The sequence below is a fragment of the Streptomyces sp. NPDC051310 genome (genome assembly GCF_044455245.1).
Classification (GTDB): Bacteria; Actinomycetota; Actinomycetes; order Streptomycetales; family Streptomycetaceae; genus Streptomyces.
Genome location: NZ_JBITEO010000015.1, coordinates 51,576 through 69,367, shown reverse-complemented (window position 1 = coordinate 69,367; position 17,792 = coordinate 51,576). Strand labels below are relative to the sequence as shown.

The 17,792-nt window shown below is 73.5% G+C and carries 16 protein-coding genes and 3 tRNA genes; 10 read left to right on the top strand and 9 right to left on the bottom strand.

All coding sequences use genetic code 11. The features are described from left to right. Positions 1–33 precede the first annotated feature (33 nt). The 4 genes from purD (at position 34) to ACIA79_RS22040 (ending at position 6,562) form a co-directional block, all read left to right on the top strand. Positions 34–1,296, top strand: coding sequence for a phosphoribosylamine--glycine ligase (purD, locus tag ACIA79_RS22055; RefSeq protein ID WP_399430045.1), 1,263 nt, complete (start codon positions 34–36; stop codon positions 1,294–1,296). 228 nt (positions 1,297–1,524) lie between these two features. After that, positions 1,525–3,876, top strand: a complete 2,352-nt coding sequence (locus tag ACIA79_RS22050) for a hypothetical protein (protein WP_399430044.1) — start codon at positions 1,525–1,527, stop codon at positions 3,874–3,876. 157 nt (positions 3,877–4,033) lie between these two features. After that, the gene (locus ACIA79_RS22045) at positions 4,034–5,494 is read left to right on the top strand and encodes a N,N-dimethylformamidase beta subunit family domain-containing protein (RefSeq protein WP_399430043.1); all 1,461 of its coding nucleotides are present in this window, start codon (positions 4,034–4,036) and stop codon (positions 5,492–5,494) included. 168 nt (positions 5,495–5,662) lie between these two features. After that, positions 5,663–6,562 (top strand): phosphoribosylaminoimidazolesuccinocarboxamide synthase, encoded by a 900-nt coding sequence (locus ACIA79_RS22040; RefSeq protein ID WP_399430042.1) that lies wholly within the window; start codon positions 5,663–5,665, stop codon positions 6,560–6,562. 43 nt (positions 6,563–6,605) lie between these two features. On the opposite strand, the gene ACIA79_RS22035 is transcribed toward ACIA79_RS22040, so the two are convergent. From ACIA79_RS22035 to ACIA79_RS22000, 8 genes are all read right to left on the bottom strand, one after another. Beyond that, positions 6,606–6,678: transfer RNA gene (locus ACIA79_RS22035), tRNA-Gly, on the bottom strand. A gap of 21 nt (positions 6,679–6,699) precedes the next feature. Beyond that, entirely contained in the window at positions 6,700–7,311 is a 612-nt protein-coding gene (locus ACIA79_RS22030) for a response regulator (protein WP_399430120.1), read from the bottom strand. Continuing rightward, positions 7,308–8,831, bottom strand: a complete 1,524-nt coding sequence (locus ACIA79_RS22025) for a sensor histidine kinase (protein WP_399430041.1) — start codon at positions 8,829–8,831, stop codon at positions 7,308–7,310. The genes ACIA79_RS22030 and ACIA79_RS22025 overlap by 4 nt, the downstream gene beginning before the upstream one ends. A gap of 13 nt (positions 8,832–8,844) precedes the next feature. Beyond that, on the bottom strand, positions 8,845–9,615 hold the full coding sequence (locus ACIA79_RS22020; protein ID WP_399430040.1) for an ABC transporter permease: 771 nt from the start codon (positions 9,613–9,615) through the stop codon (positions 8,845–8,847). A gap of 1 nt (position 9,616) precedes the next feature. Beyond that, positions 9,617–10,534, bottom strand: coding sequence for an ABC transporter ATP-binding protein (locus ACIA79_RS22015; protein ID WP_399430039.1), 918 nt, complete (start codon positions 10,532–10,534; stop codon positions 9,617–9,619). Between the two features lie 152 nt (positions 10,535–10,686). After that, positions 10,687–10,759 (bottom strand) — tRNA-Gly (locus ACIA79_RS22010). A 93-nt stretch (positions 10,760–10,852) separates the two neighbouring features. Beyond that, a tRNA-Gly gene (locus ACIA79_RS22005) sits at positions 10,853–10,927 on the bottom strand. Positions 10,928–11,049: 122 nt separating this feature from the next. Continuing rightward, entirely contained in the window at positions 11,050–11,403 is a 354-nt protein-coding gene (locus ACIA79_RS22000) for an Lsr2 family protein (protein ID WP_399430038.1), read from the bottom strand. A 321-nt stretch (positions 11,404–11,724) separates the two neighbouring features. Between ACIA79_RS22000 and purS the strand changes: the two genes are divergently transcribed. The 5 genes from purS (at position 11,725) to ACIA79_RS21975 (ending at position 16,444) form a co-directional block, all read left to right on the top strand. After that, on the top strand, positions 11,725–11,973 hold the full coding sequence (gene purS / locus ACIA79_RS21995) for a phosphoribosylformylglycinamidine synthase subunit PurS (RefSeq protein WP_023587565.1): 249 nt from the start codon (positions 11,725–11,727) through the stop codon (positions 11,971–11,973). Next, positions 11,970–12,650, top strand: coding sequence for a phosphoribosylformylglycinamidine synthase subunit PurQ (gene purQ / locus ACIA79_RS21990; protein WP_399430037.1), 681 nt, complete (start codon positions 11,970–11,972; stop codon positions 12,648–12,650). The genes purS and purQ overlap by 4 nt, the downstream gene beginning before the upstream one ends. Then, complete coding sequence (gene purL / locus ACIA79_RS21985; protein WP_399430036.1) at positions 12,647–14,896, top strand: phosphoribosylformylglycinamidine synthase subunit PurL; 2,250 nt, start codon at positions 12,647–12,649, stop codon at positions 14,894–14,896. Before purQ ends, purL begins: the two co-directional genes overlap by 4 nt. 136 nt (positions 14,897–15,032) lie before the next feature. Then, positions 15,033–15,536, top strand: a complete 504-nt coding sequence (locus ACIA79_RS21980; RefSeq protein WP_399430035.1) for an ArsR/SmtB family transcription factor — start codon at positions 15,033–15,035, stop codon at positions 15,534–15,536. Positions 15,537–15,580: 44 nt separating this feature from the next. Beyond that, entirely contained in the window at positions 15,581–16,444 is an 864-nt protein-coding gene (locus ACIA79_RS21975) for a M23 family metallopeptidase (protein WP_399430034.1), read from the top strand. On the opposite strand, the gene ACIA79_RS21970 is transcribed toward ACIA79_RS21975, so the two are convergent. Continuing rightward, entirely contained in the window at positions 16,441–16,842 is a 402-nt protein-coding gene (locus ACIA79_RS21970; protein WP_399430033.1) for a nuclear transport factor 2 family protein, read from the bottom strand. The genes ACIA79_RS21975 and ACIA79_RS21970 overlap by 4 nt on opposite strands. 98 nt (positions 16,843–16,940) lie before the next feature. Here ACIA79_RS21970 and ACIA79_RS21965 point away from each other — a divergent pair, with 98 nt between their 5' ends. Next, positions 16,941–17,747 carry a sterol carrier family protein gene (locus ACIA79_RS21965; RefSeq protein ID WP_399430032.1) on the top strand — a complete coding sequence of 269 codons (807 nt, stop codon included), beginning with the start codon at positions 16,941–16,943 and terminating at the stop codon, positions 17,745–17,747. Positions 17,748–17,792 lie beyond the last annotated feature (45 nt).

Below are 17,792 nucleotides of genomic sequence, written 5' to 3'. Positions count from 1 at the left end.
GGGCACCCCTCCCCGCGGGCTACCCTGGCTGGCGTGAAGGTCCTCGTCATCGGCGGCGGCGCCCGCGAACACGCCCTGTGCCGCTCCCTCTCGCTCGATCCCGACGTCACCGCTCTGCACTGCGCGCCCGGCAACGCCGGAATCGCGGAGGTCGCCGAGCTCCACCAGGTCGACGCCCTCGACGGCGCGGCCGTGGCCCGGCTGGCCGCCGAGCTGGAGGCCGGCCTGGTCGTCGTCGGCCCGGAGGCGCCGCTCGTCGCCGGTGTCGCCGACGCCGTACGGGCGGCCGGCATCCCCTGCTTCGGCCCCTCCCGGGAGGCCGCACAGCTGGAGGGCTCCAAGGCGTTCGCCAAGGACGTGATGGCCGCCGCCGGTGTGCCCACGGCCCGCTCGTACGTCTGCACCACGCCCGAGGAGATCGACACGGCGCTCGACGCCTTCGGCGCTCCCTACGTCGTCAAGGACGACGGCCTGGCTGCGGGCAAGGGCGTCGTCGTCACCGAGGACATCGAGCAGGCCCGCGCGCACGCGCGTTCCTGCGACCGCGTGGTCATCGAGGAGTACCTGGACGGCCCCGAGGTCTCCCTCTTCGCGATCACCGACGGCACCACCGTCCTGCCGCTCACCCCCGCCCAGGACTTCAAGCGCGCCCTGGACGGCGACGAGGGCCCGAACACCGGCGGCATGGGCGCGTACTCGCCGCTGCCGTGGGCCGACCCCAAGCTGGTGGACGAGGTCATGGCGACCGTCCTGCAGCCCACCGTCGACGAACTGCGCCGCCGCGGTACGCCGTTCTCCGGTCTGCTGTACGCGGGCCTCGCGATCACCTCGCGCGGCGTGCGGGTCATCGAGTTCAACGCCCGCTTCGGCGACCCGGAGACGCAGGTCGTGCTCGCCCGCCTGCGGACCCCGCTCGCGGGCGTCCTGCTGAACGCCGCCAAGGGCACCCTGGACGCCGAGCCGCCGCTGAACTGGCGCGACGAGGCCGCCGTCACCGTGGTCGTCGCCGCCCACCACTACCCCGGTACGCCGCGCACGGGCGACGTGATCGAGGGCCTGGACGAGGTCGCGGCGCAGGACGCGCCGCACGCGTACGTGCTGCACGCCGGGACCCGGCGGGACGGCGACGCCGTCGTGAGCGCCGGTGGCCGCGTGCTGTCCGTCACCGCGACCGGGAAGGACCTCGCCGAGGCCCGGGAGCGGGCGTACGCGGCGGTCGGCCGCATCCGGCTGGCGGGCTCGCAGCACCGCACGGACATCGCCCGCAAGGCCGCCGCACCTGCGGCCGGGGAGTGAAACCCGGGAAGCCCTGAACCGTCTTCACCTTTGCCCAAAGCCATTCCATCGAGTGACGGCTGGGCCATCCGGATGACGCCTGCCGACGCCCCAACTAGGGTGCCGCGCAGGCGTTCCGGCACTTGGCCCACCGGCATTGCGGTGTCAGTGGCGGGTGCCACAGTGGGGGAGTGAGCAACGCCACCGCAGGGCAGTCCGCCGCAGGGCAGGAGGGGGTGACGTACGGCCATGTCCGATGCCGGAATGGGTGAGGAGCGGGGTGCGCGGGCCGCACGGGCCCGTGCGCTCGCGGTGCTGCGCATCCGCGGCAGGGCCGTGGCCGTCGCGCTGCTGCCGGTCGCCGTCGCCGTCGTGCTCTGGGCGGGACCGGTCACCGGGCACCTGCACGGAGGCGGCTGGGACGCCGCCCGCTGGCTGGTGACGTGCGTCGCCGTGCCGGTCCTCCTCGCCGCGGCCGCCGTCGCGACCGTGATCGCCCGGGCGCGTCCCGCGCTGAGCCCCACGGTGGAGATCGCCGAGGAGTCGGCGCCCGACCTGTACCGGCTGGTGGAGGACCTGGCGGTGCGACTGGACGTGCCGGTGCCGTCCGCGATAGCGCTGACGCCGGACTGCGACAGCTGGCTGGAGGACCGTACGCACCGGGCGCACCGCATACCCGGCGCCCACCGCCAGGGCACGGCACCCGTGCTCGTCATCGGTTCGCCCTTCCTGTGGTGGATGCGCGTGGGCGAGCTGCGCGCGGTGCTGGCACCGGTCGTCGCCGGCACGGGACCGTCGGCGCACCCGGACATAGCCGCCGCGCGCCGCTTCGTACGGGGCCTGGACGCCGCGGTCGCGGTGGCGGGCCGGCCGGGGCTCGATCCGGTACGGCGCCTGGGGGCGCGGGGCGTGGCGGCGGCCGCGCGGCTGCTGCTGCGGGGCTGCCAGGTCCACGTCGGGGAGATGGAGCGGGGCGTCGCGTCGGCCGCGTCGGAGCGTGCCCGGACGGTGGACTACGGGCTGCGGATCGTCGCGCAGGAGCAGGTCGGGCTCGCGTACGCGGGCTGGGACCGGTTGCTGACCCGGGTGGCGCTGCCCGCCTGGCGGATGGGCCGGTGGCCCTGCCGGCTGGACGCGGGCGTGGTCTCCGCGCTGACGGAGCTGTCGCGCCGCGACCGGCTCGCCGAGGGCTTCGCCTCCCGGCTGGGCGAGCGCCCGGCGTGCGACCTGCTGGAGGAGCCGGGGCTGGTCGACGAGGCCGCCTCGCTGCTGGCCGCCCGCCTCTTCCACGGCGGGCCGCCCGAGGTGGGCCCCGACTGGGCGCCGGTGGACTGGCAGCAGTACCCGGACGAGGTCGTCGACCGCAAGTGGCGTACCGAGGCCGCCCGCCTCCACCGGGCCCTCGACCGCCTGGGCGTCCGCAGCGGCGCCGCCGAACCCACGCTGTCCCGGGTCCTCGACCACCTGACCACCCCGGAGACGGCCGACCCCCTCGCGGCGGCGATCACCGCGACCCTCGCCGCCGAGGAGACCGCGCCGCCCCGCTCGGCACCGTGGCCGGATCTCGCCCCTGCCCCCCATCCGCCACAGACCTCCCCCGCCCCCGAAACCCCTGAGTCGCCCACCCCGGCGCGCCCGGACCCCACGGTGACCGCCCGGGCCGCGGTACCCGGCGTCGACCCGGCGACTGCACCGGCCGCGGTACCCGGCGTCGACCCCGCGACTGCCCCGGCCGGGCTGCACGCCGACCCGGCGAGTGCACGCCGCACCGACTCGGAGGCCGCCCCGGCCGGGCTGCACGCCGACCCGGCGAGTGCACGCCGCACCGACTCGGAGGCCGCCCCGGCCGGGCCGCACGCCGACCCGGCGAGTGCGGGCCGCACCGACTCCGCGGCCGTCTCGACGGACGGGAAGCCGGACGCGGGACCGACCCCGGGCACGGTCACCCCGGCGACCGCGGCCCCCCACGCGGCGCCCGCGGGTGCCGTGCCCCCCGGCCCCCCGCGGACGCCCGGCTCCGGGCCCGGTGCCGCGGCCCGTGGCCCCGTGGACGAGGCGCCCGCCCCAGGCCCCGCCGGCGGACCGGAATCGCGCCCCGAGGCGGCGGCACCGGCCCATGCACCCGCCCAATCGCCCGCACCCGCGCGAACGGCGCCGACGCCCGCTCCCGCGCCCGCTCCCGCGTCGGGCCAGACACCCGCCCACGCGCCAGGACCCGCTTTCACGCCCGCCCCGACGTCCGGCGGCACCACCGGCACCTCCGGTGCCCCCGCGGCGCCCGCCGCCGGGCACCCCGCCGAGATCGCGCTCGGCTGGGCCGGCGGCCCCCTGCCGCTGTTCCCGCTGCAGCCACCCCGCACCGGGCGCGACCTGCTCGTGGACCACGTCACGGCCATGGTCTGCTGCGCCGCCGTCGACACGGCCGGAGCCGCCCCCGGGCTGGACTGGCTCGACGGCCCCGCCCTGCTGGTCGGCGGCAAGCGGCGGGCGGACCTCGCCGGTCCGGTCCTCACGCTCATCGAGGACGCCGACCCGCAGCCGCTGCGCGACTGGCTCGCCGCCGTCGGCGTACGGCCCGAGAAGCCCGTCCGCCTCGGCTGACGGCATGCCGCCGGCCCCCGCCCGCAGTCGATACGACTGGAATATCGCATTCCGTTCTCGCCAAATAACGACGAACGGTGACGGAGTGCGTGCGTTATGTGATGTGCTGGGGAACGGCACTGAACACATCACGGGGGCGACGAGGGAGGGGCGCAGCATGGGGGCGGAACAGATTCGGCGATGGGAGTCGGGAGCGCTCGCCCACGCCGTGACCGACCCGTTCGGCCAGGGGCCGCTGCCCTGGCTGCGCGGCAGTGAGCAGTACTTCGGCGACACGGGCCAGGTCGTCCCCTGGTACGCCGACCCCGAACTCGCGCGCGGAGGCCACGGCGGCCCGCGCTCCGCCGACGACGTGCGCCGTCAGATCAAGGGCTTCGCCTCCACCGGCGCCGTCGCGCCCGGCGAGGCGATCGACTTCCACATCACCGTGGACCCGCCCCAGCAGTTCTCGGTCGACATCTATCGCATCGGGCACTACGCGGGCGACGGCGCGGCGAAGATCACCACGAGCCCGCGCCTCTCCGGCATCGTCCAGCCCCCGCCGCTCACCGCCGACCGCACCGTCTCGTGCCACCACTGGTGGCTGTCCTGGCGCCTCCAGGTGCCCTCGTACTGGTCGATCGGCGCGTACGTCGCCGTCCTGACCACCCTGGACGGCCACCGCTCCCACATCCCCTTCACGGTCCGCGACCACCACCCCGCCGACCTGCTGCTCCTGCTGCCGGACATCACCTGGCAGGCGTACAACCTGTACCCCGAGGACGGCCGGACCGGGGCCAGCCTCTACCACGCCTGGGACGAGGACGGCCGGCTGCTCGGCGAGGAGGACGCGGCGACGACCGTCTCCTTCGACCGCCCGTACGCCGGGGCCGGCCTGCCGCTCCACGTCGGCCACGCGTACGACTTCATCCGCTGGGCCGAGCGGTACGGCTACGACCTCGCCTACGCCGACGCCCGCGACCTGCACGCCGGGCGCATCGACCCGACCCGTTACCGGGGCCTGGTCTTCCCCGGGCACGACGAGTACTGGTCCGTCCCCATGCGCCGTACCGTCGAGGCGGCCCGCGACCAGGGCACCTCGCTCGTCTTCCTCTCCGCCAACACCATGTACTGGCAGGTGGAGCTCGGGCCCTCGCCCTCCGGCGTCCCCGACCGCCTCCTCACCTGCCGAAAACGCCGCGGTCCGGGCAAACCGGCCCTGTGGCGCGAGATCGACCGCCCCGAGCAGCAGCTGCTCGGCATCCAGTACGCGGGCCGCGTGCCCGAACCGCACCCCCTGGTCGTCCGCAACGCCGAGCACTGGCTGTGGGACGCCACCGGCGCCGGCGAGGGCGACGAACTGCCGGGCATGGTCGCCGGCGAGGCCGACCGCTACTTCCCCCGCACGGCCCTCCCGCAGCACCAGCACCGCATCCTTCTGGCCCACTCCCCCTACCGGGACACCGAGGGCTCCCGCCGCCACCAGGAGACCTCCCTCTACCGCGCCCCCTCCGGCGCCCTCGTCTTCGCCTCCGGCACCTTCGCCTGGTCCCCGGCCCTCGACCGCCCGGGTCACGTCGACCTCCGCATCCAGCGGGCGACGGCGAACCTCCTGGACCGCATCTGCAAACGCGACTGACGCGCCCGATGAGCGCCGGTCCCCGGAGCCCGGCGTGACGGTGGTGGCCGGCCGCGCCGCCCCGGGTGGCCGCACCGGCGCCTACCGGGGCGCTGACCTGCGCGCACACTGGATCCCGGGATAGGACACAATCAGCACTGTCCTTGTACGGAACCACGGGGAGGAACCGTGTCCGGATTCGTCGAAAAGCCCGAGCCAGTCGAGGTCCCGGGGCTGGTGCACCTGCACACCGGCAAGGTGCGCGACCTGTACCGGAACGAGGCGGGCGACCTCGTCATGGTCGCCAGCGACCGCATCTCCGCCTACGACTGGGTGCTCCCCTCCGAGATTCCGGACAAGGGCCGGGTCCTCACGCAGCTGTCGCTGTGGTGGTTCGACCAGCTCGCCGACCTGATCCCGAACCACGTGCTCTCCACCGACCTGCCCGCCGGCGCCCCGGCCGACTGGGCCGGCCGCACGCTGGTGTGCAGGTCGCTGAGCATGATCCCGGTCGAGTGCGTGGCCCGCGGCTACCTCACCGGTTCCGGCCTCGCCGAGTACGACGAGAGCCGTACCGTCTGCGGCCTCGCGCTCCCCGAGGGGCTCACCGACGGCTCCGAGCTGCCCGCGCCGATCTTCACCCCCGCCACCAAGGCGGCCGTCGGCGAGCACGACGAGAACGTGTCGTACGAGGAGGTCGCCCGCCAGGTGGGCGCCGAGACCGCCGCGCAGCTGCGGCAGTCGACCCTCGCGATCTACTCCCGCGCCCGCGACATCGCCCGCGACCGGGGGATCATCCTCGCCGACACCAAGTTCGAGTTCGGCCACGGCGGCGACGGGCTGGTCCTCGCGGACGAGGTGCTGACCCCGGACTCCTCGCGCTTCTGGCCCGCCGACAGCTGGGAGCCGGGCCGCGCGCAGCCGTCGTACGACAAGCAGTACGTACGGGACTGGCTGACGTCCCCGGCCTCCGGCTGGGACCGCGCCGGCGAGCAGCCGCCCCCCGCGCTGCCGCTGGAGGTCGTGGAGGCGACGCGCGCCAAGTACATCGAGGCGTACGAGCGGCTGACCGGGACGAGCTGGGCATGACGACGCGAAAGCCCCCGGCCGACCGGCCGGGGGCTTTCATCTGAGCGGACGACGAGGCTCGAACTCGCGACCTCAACCTTGGCAAGGTTGCGCTCTACCAACTGAGCTACGTCCGCCTGCGCTGTTGCGCGGTATCACTATACCCAACCTCGCTCGCGTGCGAGACGCACTGCCGTATGACGGTTCTCGGCACCGAGTTTCGTGGCGGCGGAGGAGAGGTAGTTCCGGACCGTCCCCGGGGACAGAGACGCGCGCTCGGCGATCTCCGCGACCGGTGCCCCGTCCGCCGCGAGCTCCAGCACCTCCGCCTCCCGGGCGGTCAGCGGCGAGTCCCCGGCGGAGATCGCGTCGGCCGCCAACTCCGGGTCCACGTAGCGGTGTCCGGCGTGGACGGTACGGATGATCTCGGCGAGCTGCTGGGCGCTGACGGTCTTCGGCACGAAGCCCCGCACCCCGGCCGCGAGCGCCCTCTTCAGGTGGCCCGGGCGGCCGTGACTGGTCACGATCATGGTCCGGCACTCGGGCAGCTCGGCCCGCAGCACTGTGGCGACCTTCACACCGTCGGCGCCCGGCATCTGCAGGTCCAGCACCGCCACATCGGGCCGGTGGGCCCGTGCCATGGCGAGCGCCTCGGTCCCGGACCCCGCTTCGGCCACGACCTCCAGGTCATCCTCCAGGCCCAGCAGCGCCGCGAGGGCGCCCCGGATCAGGTGCTCGTCGTCCGCGAGCAGCACACGCACGGGTGTCACCACGCCCTTCCCACCACTCCGGCACCGCGTTCCCCGGCGTCCGCGGACCGCTCATCCCGTTCCCGTTCCCGTTCCTGTTCCCGCCCGGCGCCCGCACCCGTACCCGTGCCGGCACCCGCGCCCGCCGCGCACCGCGTCACGCCGGCTTCCGCGGCCGGCGCGGCTCCGGTGGGCACGGCTCCGGCCGGTGCGGCCCGGGTGGGCTCGGCGCCCGCCGGACCGCTCCCCGATCCGCTCCCCGATCCGCCGGCCGATCCGCCGGCCGATACGGAAGCCGAGCCGCCGGCCGACCCGCCCAGCGGCACCCGGGCCGTCACCCGGAACCGGGCGCCGGGCAGGCGCGCGGCCTCCAGCGTCCCGTCCAGCGCGGCGAGCCGCTCCCGCAGCCCGGTGAGACCGGTGCCGCCGGACCCCGGCGCCCCCGGGGCGGCCGCCGGGCCGCCGGACGCTCCCGCGGCCTGCCCGACCCCGTCGTTCTCGACCACCAGCACCGCGCGCCCGTCCTGCGCGCCCACCGACACCGTGCAGCGGCGCGCGTCCCCGTGCCGCAGCACATTGGTCGTGGCCTCCCGCACCACCCAGGCGAGCGCGGACTGCACGGGGGCCGGCAGGGCGACGTCCGCGGTCGCGACGTCGCACGCGATCCCGGCCGCGGCCAGCACCCCGCGCGCGCCCTCCAGCTCCGTGTGCAGGTCGGCCTCGCGGTAGCCGCGCACCACCTCGCGCACCTCCCGCTGGGAGTCCTGCGCGAGCCGCTGCACCTCGGCCATCTGCTCCACCGCCCGCTCGGCCAGGCCCCGCCGTGCCAGCTGCACCGCCAGCTCGCTCTTCAGCGCGATCACCGACAGGTTGCGGCCCATCACGTCGTGCAGGTCGCGCCCGAAGCGCAGCCGCTCCTCCGCGACGGCGAGCCGCGCCTGGAGCTCCCGCGCGGCGTCGAGCTCCCACACGGAGCGCAGCAGCCAGCCCGAGAAGCCACTGGTGAACGCGAGCAGCAGCCCGGCGATCACCACCCCGACCGAGAAGCCGATGAGCTCCTCGACCGGCAGCCCGAGCGCGAGGCACACCAGCGCGGTGCCGACCGTCGAGCCGAGCACCAGCCAGAGCATGTGCCGGACCTTGGCCAGGGCGAGCACCAGCCCGCCGATCCCGAAGCCGACCATCCCCGTGACCATGATCGCGGCGGTCCCCGCGTCGGCGAGCGCCCCCGACCGGCGCAGGGCCAGCGCGCCCGCGGCGAGCACGCACGACGCCACCGCGTGCGCGGCCATCAGCCGGTGCGGGCGCCCGCGGCGGCCCACGGTCCAGTCCAGGGCGCGGGACGCCAGCACGCCACCCAGTACGGCATGGGCGCACACCAGCAGGAACAGCCATCCGCCGAGCGGGTTCGGCGACCCGCCGAGCACACCGAGCCCGATGTAGAGGACCTCGATCACCGCGAAGGTGTGGTACGACCAACGGGTGTAGAGCTCCACCTTCTCCGGGTTGCTGCGCCGGCTCCACCACCCCGTCAGTTTCATGTCCTCGCCCCCCTCAGCGCCGCGGCTCCCACCGGAACCACCGCCGCACAGCAAACACCGAGATCAGGATCCAGGCCAGCGCGGTCACCGCGGCGCCCGCCAGGTCCCCGGCCGTCGTGTCCCCGGCACCGAGCCATCCGGCCCGTACGAGCGTCATCACGCCGGTGAGCGGCAGCAGTTCGCACACGGAGGCCATCTCGTCGGGGAACGCCTCCAGCGGCAGGAAGAGCCCGGAGCCGATCGACGAGACGACGAACAGCGGCATGGTGGTGATCTGGGCGCTCTCGACCGTCCTCGTGAGCGCCGCGGTCGCCGCGGCGAGCACCGCCAGCAGCACCAGCCCCAGCAGGGCGCCCAGCACGAGCAGTTCGGGCCGCTCCGGCGTCCGTACGCCGAGGAAGGCGACCCCGGCGGCCACCATCAGCACGCACTGCGCCAGCCCGAGCACGGCTGCCGGCAGCGCGGTCCCGGCCAGGATCTCCGGGTCCGACGCCTCCCCCGTGCGCAGCCGCTTGAGCACCAGCTCCTCGCGGCGCGCGACGTACGCGGACACGAGGTTCAGATAGACCACGAGCAGCAGGGCCATCACCACGCCCCCGGTCAGCGACGCCTCGACCGCGCTCATCCCGGTCTCCTCCAGCCCGACCTGGTCGAGCGAGGACCGCATGAAGCCGACCATCAGCAGCGGCATCAGCAGCGCCACGCAGAGCGCGTAGCGGTTCCGTACGAGGAGGGTCAGTTCGGCGCGCCCCAGCGCGCCCATGCGTTCCGCCCTGGCCGTCATGTCACACCCCTGCCGTTTCGGTCTGTGCGATGTCGAGGAAGGCTTCTTCGAGCGAGGCCGAGCGGGCGTCGAGCCCTTCCAGGCGTACGCCGGTCTCCCGCGCCCACAGCAGGAGTTCGCCGAGCGCGTCCTGGAGTTCGTGGGTGCGTATCTCGACGCGGCGTCCGGTGGCGGCGGCCCGCAGGGACAGCGGCAGCCGTGCCGCGGGTACGCCCTCGGGGAGGACGAAGCGGATGCGGGCGGGCCGCGAGGCGGTGACCTCCGCCGGGGTCCCGGCCGTCACGATCCGCCCCCGGTGCATGATGGCCAGCCGGTCGGCGAGGGCCTCGGCCTCCTCCAGGTAATGGGTGGTCAGCAGGACGGTCGTGCCGTCCTCGCGCAGCGCCCGCACCAACTCCCAGGTGTCGCGGCGCCCTTCGGCGTCGAGTCCGGTCGTCGGCTCGTCCAGGAAGAGCACCTGGGGCCGTCCGAGCAGGGCCAGTGCCAGGTCGAGCCGCCGCCGCTCGCCGCCCGACAGCTGCTTGACGCGGACGCGGGCGCGGGCGGTCAGCCCCACCATCTCCAGGGCCTCGCCGGCCGGGCGGGGCCGGCTGGTGCAGCCGGACCACATGCGGACGGTCTCGGCGACCGTGAGGTCGGAGGGGAAGCCGCCCTCCTGGAGCATCACGCCGATCCGGGGGCGTACGGCGGCCCGCTCGCGGTACGGGTCGTGGCCGAGCACCCGCACCCGGCCGCCGCTCGGCGCGGCCAGGCCCTCCAGCAGTTCGACGGTGGAGGTCTTGCCGGCGCCGTTGGTGCCGAGCAGGGCGAACACCTCGCCGTGGGCCGCGGCGAAGGAGATCCCGCCCACGGCTTCGAACCCCCCGGTGTACCGGCGCCGGAGGTCCTCGGCCTCGATCACGTGCACATCACTGGTCATGTCTCCAGGCTTCCGCCGCCCGGCCCGCGGGGGCAGGCCGCGCTGTCACCGGTCCGCGATGACAAATGTCATCGGGCCGTAGCGGCGGCCGGGCGAAAGGACCCGGGAACGCCGAAGGCCCCGGTCGTGATGACCGGGGCCTTCGTACTCTGAGCGGACGACGAGATTCGAACTCGCGACCCTCACCTTGGCAAGGTGATGCTCTACCAACTGAGCCACGTCCGCAGTGCTGCCGACCGTCAGCCTCTCATCAAGAGGGGCCACCGGGCGGTGCGAACACCACTGTACCTGATGCACCGGAGTGCTCGGTAAGCGATGTGGAGCGGGTGACAGGAATCGCACACTGCGCCTTCCCCCTGGAAGGGGGATGTTCTACTACTGAACTACACCCGCACGCTCCGTGAGGTGGGGCCTTCCGGCCTCGCCCCTCGGCGTGATCCAGACTCTAGCCGATCACCCGGGGGGCAGCGCAACTCGGTGGGACGGGCCCCCGTCGCGGGGCCCGGTCCGCCCGCTCAACTCGCCTCGCGGAAGGCCTCGTACACGTGCTTGGGGATCCGCCCGCGGGCCGGCACGTCCATCTTGTTGGACTGGGCCCAGGCGCGGACGGCCGCCGGATCGGGTTCGAGGGCGGTGTGCTTGTACGGGCCGCGCGGCGCCCGGGGCTTGCCGGCGCCGCCCGCGGCGGTGCCGCCGGAGCGCTTGCGCCCGGCCGCCACGTAGGGCGCGAGGGCCTTGCGCAGTTTCTTTGCGTTGGCGGGATTGAGGTCGATCTCGTACGTCTTACCGTCGAGGCCGAACATGACCGTTTCCGCCGCTTCCCCTCCGTCGATGTCGTCGAAGAGCGTGACCACTACGCGCTGCGCCACGGATATCGGTCCTTTCCCGCGGTGTGCCGCCCTGACGTGCGGCGACACCGATTTTAGGGCTGTTGAGAGGCAATGTCGCTTTCCTCTGCATTCCTTTGTACAGCGAAAGGCGTCACATTGTGAAGCCCAGCCAATTGCATCAGCGTGTCCGCTGCAATGCCGGTGGTGTTTCTTTTCCGGCTCTTTTCCTCGTCGTTCCCGGCGTGTTCCGCATGGTCGACTGTCGGCCACTTGTAGGGACCTCCAGATGTCTACTCGCGTAGAATTTGGAGACAGGTACGCTGAGGGAACCGCCCACGCAACACACCACCGGGAGTGCCAGTGGCACGCGTCGTAGTCGACGTCATGCTCAAGCCGGAGATCCTCGACCCGCAGGGACAGGCGGTGCAGCGTGCACTGCCCCGCCTCGGATTCGAGGGGATCGCGGACGTCCGTCAGGGAAAGCGCTTCGAGCTCGATGTGGAGGGGCCGGTCGATGACGCCGCCCTCGCCCGCATCCACGAGATGGCCGAAACCTTCCTCGCCAACACCGTCATCGAGGACTTCGTCGTAAAGGTGGAAGAGGCGTGACCGCTCGTATCGGAGTCGTCACCTTCCCCGGCACGCTGGACGACCGGGACGCCCTGCGCGCCGCCCGGCTGGCGGGCGCCGAGCCCGTTTCGCTCTGGCACCGCGACAAGGACCTGAAGCAGGTCGACGCGGTCGTTCTCGCGGGCGGCTTCAGTTACGGCGATTACCTGCGCGCCGGAGCCATCTCCCGCTTCTCCCCGGTGATGGAGACGATCATCGAGCAGGCGAAGGCCGGCATGCCGGTCCTCGGCATCTGCAACGGCTTCCAGATCCTCACCGAGGCCCATCTGCTGCCCGGCGCGATGCTGCAGAACGACCACCTGCACTTCATCTGCCGCGACCAGAAGCTGCGGGTGGAGAACGCCGGCACCGCCTGGACCGCCGACTACGAGCAGGGCCAGGAGATCTCCGTCCCGCTCAAGAACATGGACGGGCGGTACGTCGCCGACGAGCGCGTGCTCGACGAGCTGGAGGCCGAGGGCCGGGTCGCGTTCCGGTACGTCGGCTACAACCCCAACGGCTCGCTGCGGGACATCGCCGGCATCACCAACGCCGCCGGCAATGTCGTCGGCCTCATGCCGCACCCCGAGCACGCCGTCGAGCCGCTGGTCGGTACCGGCCGCACCGACGGCCTCGGTTTCTTCACCTCGATCCTCAAGAAGTTGGTCAGCGCATGACTCTCGACACCGTCAAGCACGCGGGCGAGACGCCGGACGTCGAGCAGCCGTGGGCCGAGCTGGGCCTGAAGCAGGACGAGTACGAGCGCATCCGCGAGATCCTGGGCCGCCGCCCGACCGGCGCCGAGCTCGCCATGTACTCCGTCATGTGGTCCGAGCACTGCTCGTACAAGAGCAGCAAGGTCCACCTGAAGCAGTTCGGCGAGAAGGCCCCCGAGAACGACGCCCTGCTCGTCGGCATCGGCGAGAACGCCGGCGTGGTCGACGTCGGCCAGGGGTACGCGGTCACCTTCAAGGTCGAGTCGCACAACCACCCCAGCTACATCGAGCCCTACCAGGGCGCGGCCACCGGCGTCGGCGGCATCGTCCGCGACATCCTCGCCATGGGCGCCCGCCCGGTCGCCGTGGTCGACCCGCTGCGCTTCGGCGCGGCCGACCACCCCGACACCAAGCGGGTCCTGCCCGGCGTGGTCGCGGGCATCGGCGGCTACGGCAACTGCCTGGGCCTGCCCAACATCGGCGGCGAGGTCGTCTTCGACTCCTGCTACCAGGGCAACCCGCTGGTCAACGCCGGCTGCATCGGCGTGATGAAGCACGAGGACATCCACCTCGCCAAGGCGTCCGGCCCCGGCAACAAGGTGATCCTGTACGGCGCCCGCACCGGTGGCGACGGCATCGGCGGCGTGTCCGTGCTGGCCTCGGAGACCTTCGACGACACGAAGCCCACCAAGCGCCCCGCCGTGCAGGTCGGCGACCCGTTCCAGGAGAAGCTGCTGATCGAGTGCACCCTTGAGATCTTCAAGGAGAAGCTCGTCGCGGGCATCCAGGACCTCGGTGGCGCGGGCCTGTCCTGCGCGACCAGCGAGCTCGCCTCCGCCGGCACCGGCGGCATGCGCGTGGAGCTGGACACCGTGCCGCTGCGCGACTCCTCCCTCTCGCCGGAGGAGATCCTCATGAGCGAGTCGCAGGAGCGGATGTGCGCGATCGTCGAGCCGCAGCACGTCGACCGCTTCATGGAGATCTGCGAGAAGTGGGACGTCATCGCCACCGTCATCGGTGAGGTGACGGACGGCGAGCGGCTGGAGATCTTCTGGCACGGCGAGCAGATCGTGGACGTGCCGCCGCGCACCGTCGCGCACGAGGGCCCGGTTTACCACCGGCCGTTCGAGCGCCCGGAGTGGCAGGACGCGCTCCAGGCCGACGACGCCGGCAAGCTGCCCCGGCCGTCCTCCGGTGACGAGCTGCGCGAGCAGGTCCTCCGGCTGGTCACGCACCCCAATCAGGCCTCCAAGGCGTGGATCACGGACCAGTACGACCGGTTCGTGCAGGGCAACACCGTCCTCGCCCAGCCCGAGGACTCCGGCATGATCCGGATCGACGAGAAGACCAACCTCGGCGTGGCCATCGCGACGGACGGCAACGGCCGGTACGCGAAGCTCGACCCGTACACGGGCGCGCAGCTCGCGCTGGCGGAGTCGTACCGCAATGTCGCCGCCTCCGGCGCCAGGCCGCTGGCGATCTCCGACTGCCTGAACTTCGGTTCGCCCGAGGACCCGGCGGTCATGTGGCAGTTCGCCGAGGCCACGCGCGGCCTGGCGGACGGCTGCCTGAAGCTGGGGACCCCGGTCACCGGTGGCAACGTGTCGCTGTACAACCAGACGGGCGAGGTGGCGATCCACCCGACGCCGGTCGTCGCCGTCCTCGGCGTGATCGACGACGTGACCCGCCGTACGCCGATCGCCTTCGCGGAAGAGGGCCAGCTCCTCTACCTGCTGGGCGACACGCGTGAGGAGTTCGGCGGCTCTGCCTGGTCCGAGGTGGTCCACGGGCACCTCGGCGGTCTGCCCCCGCAGGTCGACCTGGACCGCGAGAAGCTGCTCGGCGAGATCCTGATCGCCGGCTCCCGCGACGGCATGATCGACGCGGCGCACGACCTGTCGGACGGCGGTCTCGTCCAGGCGGTCGTCGAGTCCTGCCTGCGCGGCGGGAAGGGCGCGCGCCTGATCGTCCCGGACGGCCTGGACGCCTTCACGTTCCTCTTCAGCGAGTCGGCCGGCCGCGCGGTCGTGTCCGTCCCGCGCAGCGAGGAGCTCCGCTTCACCGACATGTGCGGTGCCCGTGGCCTGCCCGCGACCCGCATCGGTGTCGTGGACGGCGACGAGATCGACGTCCAGGGCGAGTTCAGCATCCCGCTGAGCGAGCTGCGCACGGCGCACGAGGCGACGATTCCGGGCCTGCTGGCCTGACGCACCTCCCGACGCCCCCGTCCGGACCCACACGGTCCGGGCGGGGGCTTCGTCGTTCCCCGGAACTTTCCGCACCGGGTCCTCCCCGCACCGGAGCGCTTGCACGCTATTACGTAATTACGTATTCTCTAGCTCCATGGAGCTGGAGGAGCGCGTGCGGGAGCTGGAACGGCGCATGGCGGCGCTGGAGGCCGGGGGCCGGGACGTCCCGCCCGCCGGCGAAGGCGACTTCTGGGCGCTGGAGGGCCTCAAGGCGCGGCTCGCCGAGGCCGGGGCGGCGGACGGCGGCGTCCTGTTCACCGGAGCCGTACGCCTGCCCACGGGCGAGCGGTACGAGTGGCAGTACGGCGTCCCCACCGAGCGGCAGTTCGCCGACGACTGGTCCGAGGCCGCGGAGTCCTTCGCGGCGCTCGGGCACCCCGTCCGCCTGCGGCTCCTGCGCGAGATCGCCGGCGGCCGGCGCACCGCCGCCGAGCTGGCCGCGCTGGAGGAGATCGGCACGACCGGCCAGATCTACCACCACCTGCGCCAACTGACCGGCGCCGGCTGGCTCCACACCGCGGGGCGCGGCCGCTACGAGGTCCCGCCGGGGCGCGTGGTGCCGCTGCTCGCGGCGCTGGCCGCGGCCCGGCAACCCTAGGCCGCCGCCCGCAGCACCCGTACACACATCCAGGGGGAACGACCATGTCCGTCCGCACGTTTGCCGCGCTTCTCGTGCGGCTGCTCTGGCTCGTCTTCGTCGTCCAGGCCCTCGCCTCGCCGCTCGTCGACCTGCCCTACCCGTACTGGGCCGGCTGGCTGCCCCTGGTGGCCGCCGTCTCCCTCCGCGTGGTCCTCCACCGCACCGAGCACCGCGGCATCATGGCCGCGGCCCCGGAGGCGGTGGAGGTGGGCCCGCCCGTGAGCGGCACCTGGACCGCGCAGAACAGCCCGGCGGACAAGGCGCCGAGCCACGGGACGCACGCGCTCGGCCAGACGTACGCCATCGACATCGTGGCCGAGTCCGAGGAGCGGCCCCGCCCGCGAGGCGTCCTGCTGTGGCCGCCCGCCCGCCCCGCCGCGGCCTTCCCCGCCTTCGGCGCACCCCTGCTCGCGGTCGCCGACGGGACGGTCGTGCGCGCCGAGGACGGCCAGCGCGACCACCTCAGCCGCACCTCCCTGCCCGGCCTGCTCTACCTGGTGGTCGTCGAGGGCGTGTTCCGCTCGCTGGGCGGCTGGCGCCGGATCACGGGCAACCACCTCGTGCTGGACCTCGGCGGCGGTACGTACGCGCTCTACGCCCACCTCCGGCGCGGTTCGCTGGCCGTCCGCCCGGGGGACCGGGTCGTGGCCGGGCAGCCGGTCGCCCGCTGCGGGAACTCCGGCAACTCCACCGAGCCGCACCTGCACTTCCAGCTGATGGACGGCCCGGACCCGGCGGTGGCGCGGGGCGTGCCGTTCACCTGGCGGGGGGTCGGCGTCCCGGCGGGCGGCGAGACGTTCACGGCGCAGACGCCCGCCGCCGGACCGGTCGGCGGGGCGGCACCGGCCGGTGCGGAGTCTTCCTAAGCCTGGCCCCAGAAGGCGTCCGCCTCGTCGATGTCCTCGACGCACTCGTCGATGTCGGAGATCTTCCCGCCCACGATCGTGAAGAACAGCCCGCCCCGCATCTCGATGCCGCGGTCGCCGCGTTCGGCGAACCACTTGTGGGAGGTCATGGCGTGCCCGCGGCCGTCCACCGAGACGTGGTGGAGGTCGACGCGCAGGGAGCCGCCGGTCAGCCGGAAGAGCTCGCCGAACAGGGCGAGGACGTTGTCACGGCCCTTGTAGTGGCCGGAGATCCGGCTCGATCCCGGCGCGTGGTAGACGCAGTCCGACACCATCAGGGAGCCCAGGGCTTCCATGTCGCCCTTGGCGAAGGCGTCGTACCCCCGGCGGACCAGGGCGCTGTCCGGGTGCTGGCTCATGGTCTTTCCCGCCTTTCGTACCCGTCGTCTGCCGCCCTCTTCCATCGTCCTCCCGGACCCCGTTCCCTGCCATGCGGTGGGGGGCTACCCTTCGGTCCATGCCACCGGCCAGGAAGCGCACCCGGAAGTACGACCCCGTGAAGACCCGCGCCGCCGTGCTCGCCCAGTTCGGGCACGCCCGGGAGGCGGTCCTGGCCCTGACGCCCGAGCAGCTGGCGCTGCCGACCCGGCTCGGGGAGTGGACGGTCCGGGAACTGGCGGCCCACATCACCATGGCGCTGCGCTCCGTCATCCGCGGCGTGGCCGCCCCGGAGCCCGCCTCCCGGGACCTGGAGCTGCTCGACTGGCCGCTCGCGACCCGGAAGTACGCCGGGGACGTCGACCACGACACCCGCGAGATCGCCGAGGCGGACGCGGAGGACCTGCCGGCGCTCGCCGCGCTGTACGAGGAGACCGGGCGGGCACTGGCCGACGCCCTGGAGTCGGCCTCCGACGACCGGCTGATCACCACCCGCTTCGGCGGCGCCCGGCTCGGGGACTTCCTGGTGACCCGCACGGTCGAACTGGTCGTCCACACCGACGACCTGCACCACGCGACCGGGCTCGCCGTCCCGTACGACCGGCAGGCGCTGGCCGCCTGCACGCGGCTGCTCGCCGACGCCCTCGCGGTGAAGGCGCCGGGCGGTTCGGTGGAGGTCCGGGTGCCGCCGTACGCGGTCGTGCAGTGCGTCGAGGGGCCCCGGCACACCCGCGGCACCCCGCCGAACGTCGTCGAGACCGACCCGCTGACCTGGATCCGCCTCGCCACGGGCCGTACGTCCTGGCAGGACGCGCTCGCCACGGCCGCGGTCTCCGCCGGCGGCGAGCGCGCGGACCTGTCGACCCTGCTGCCCGTCCTGGGCTGACCGGGGAAGCACCGAGGGAACCGAGCCCCGGGACGAGCCGTCTCA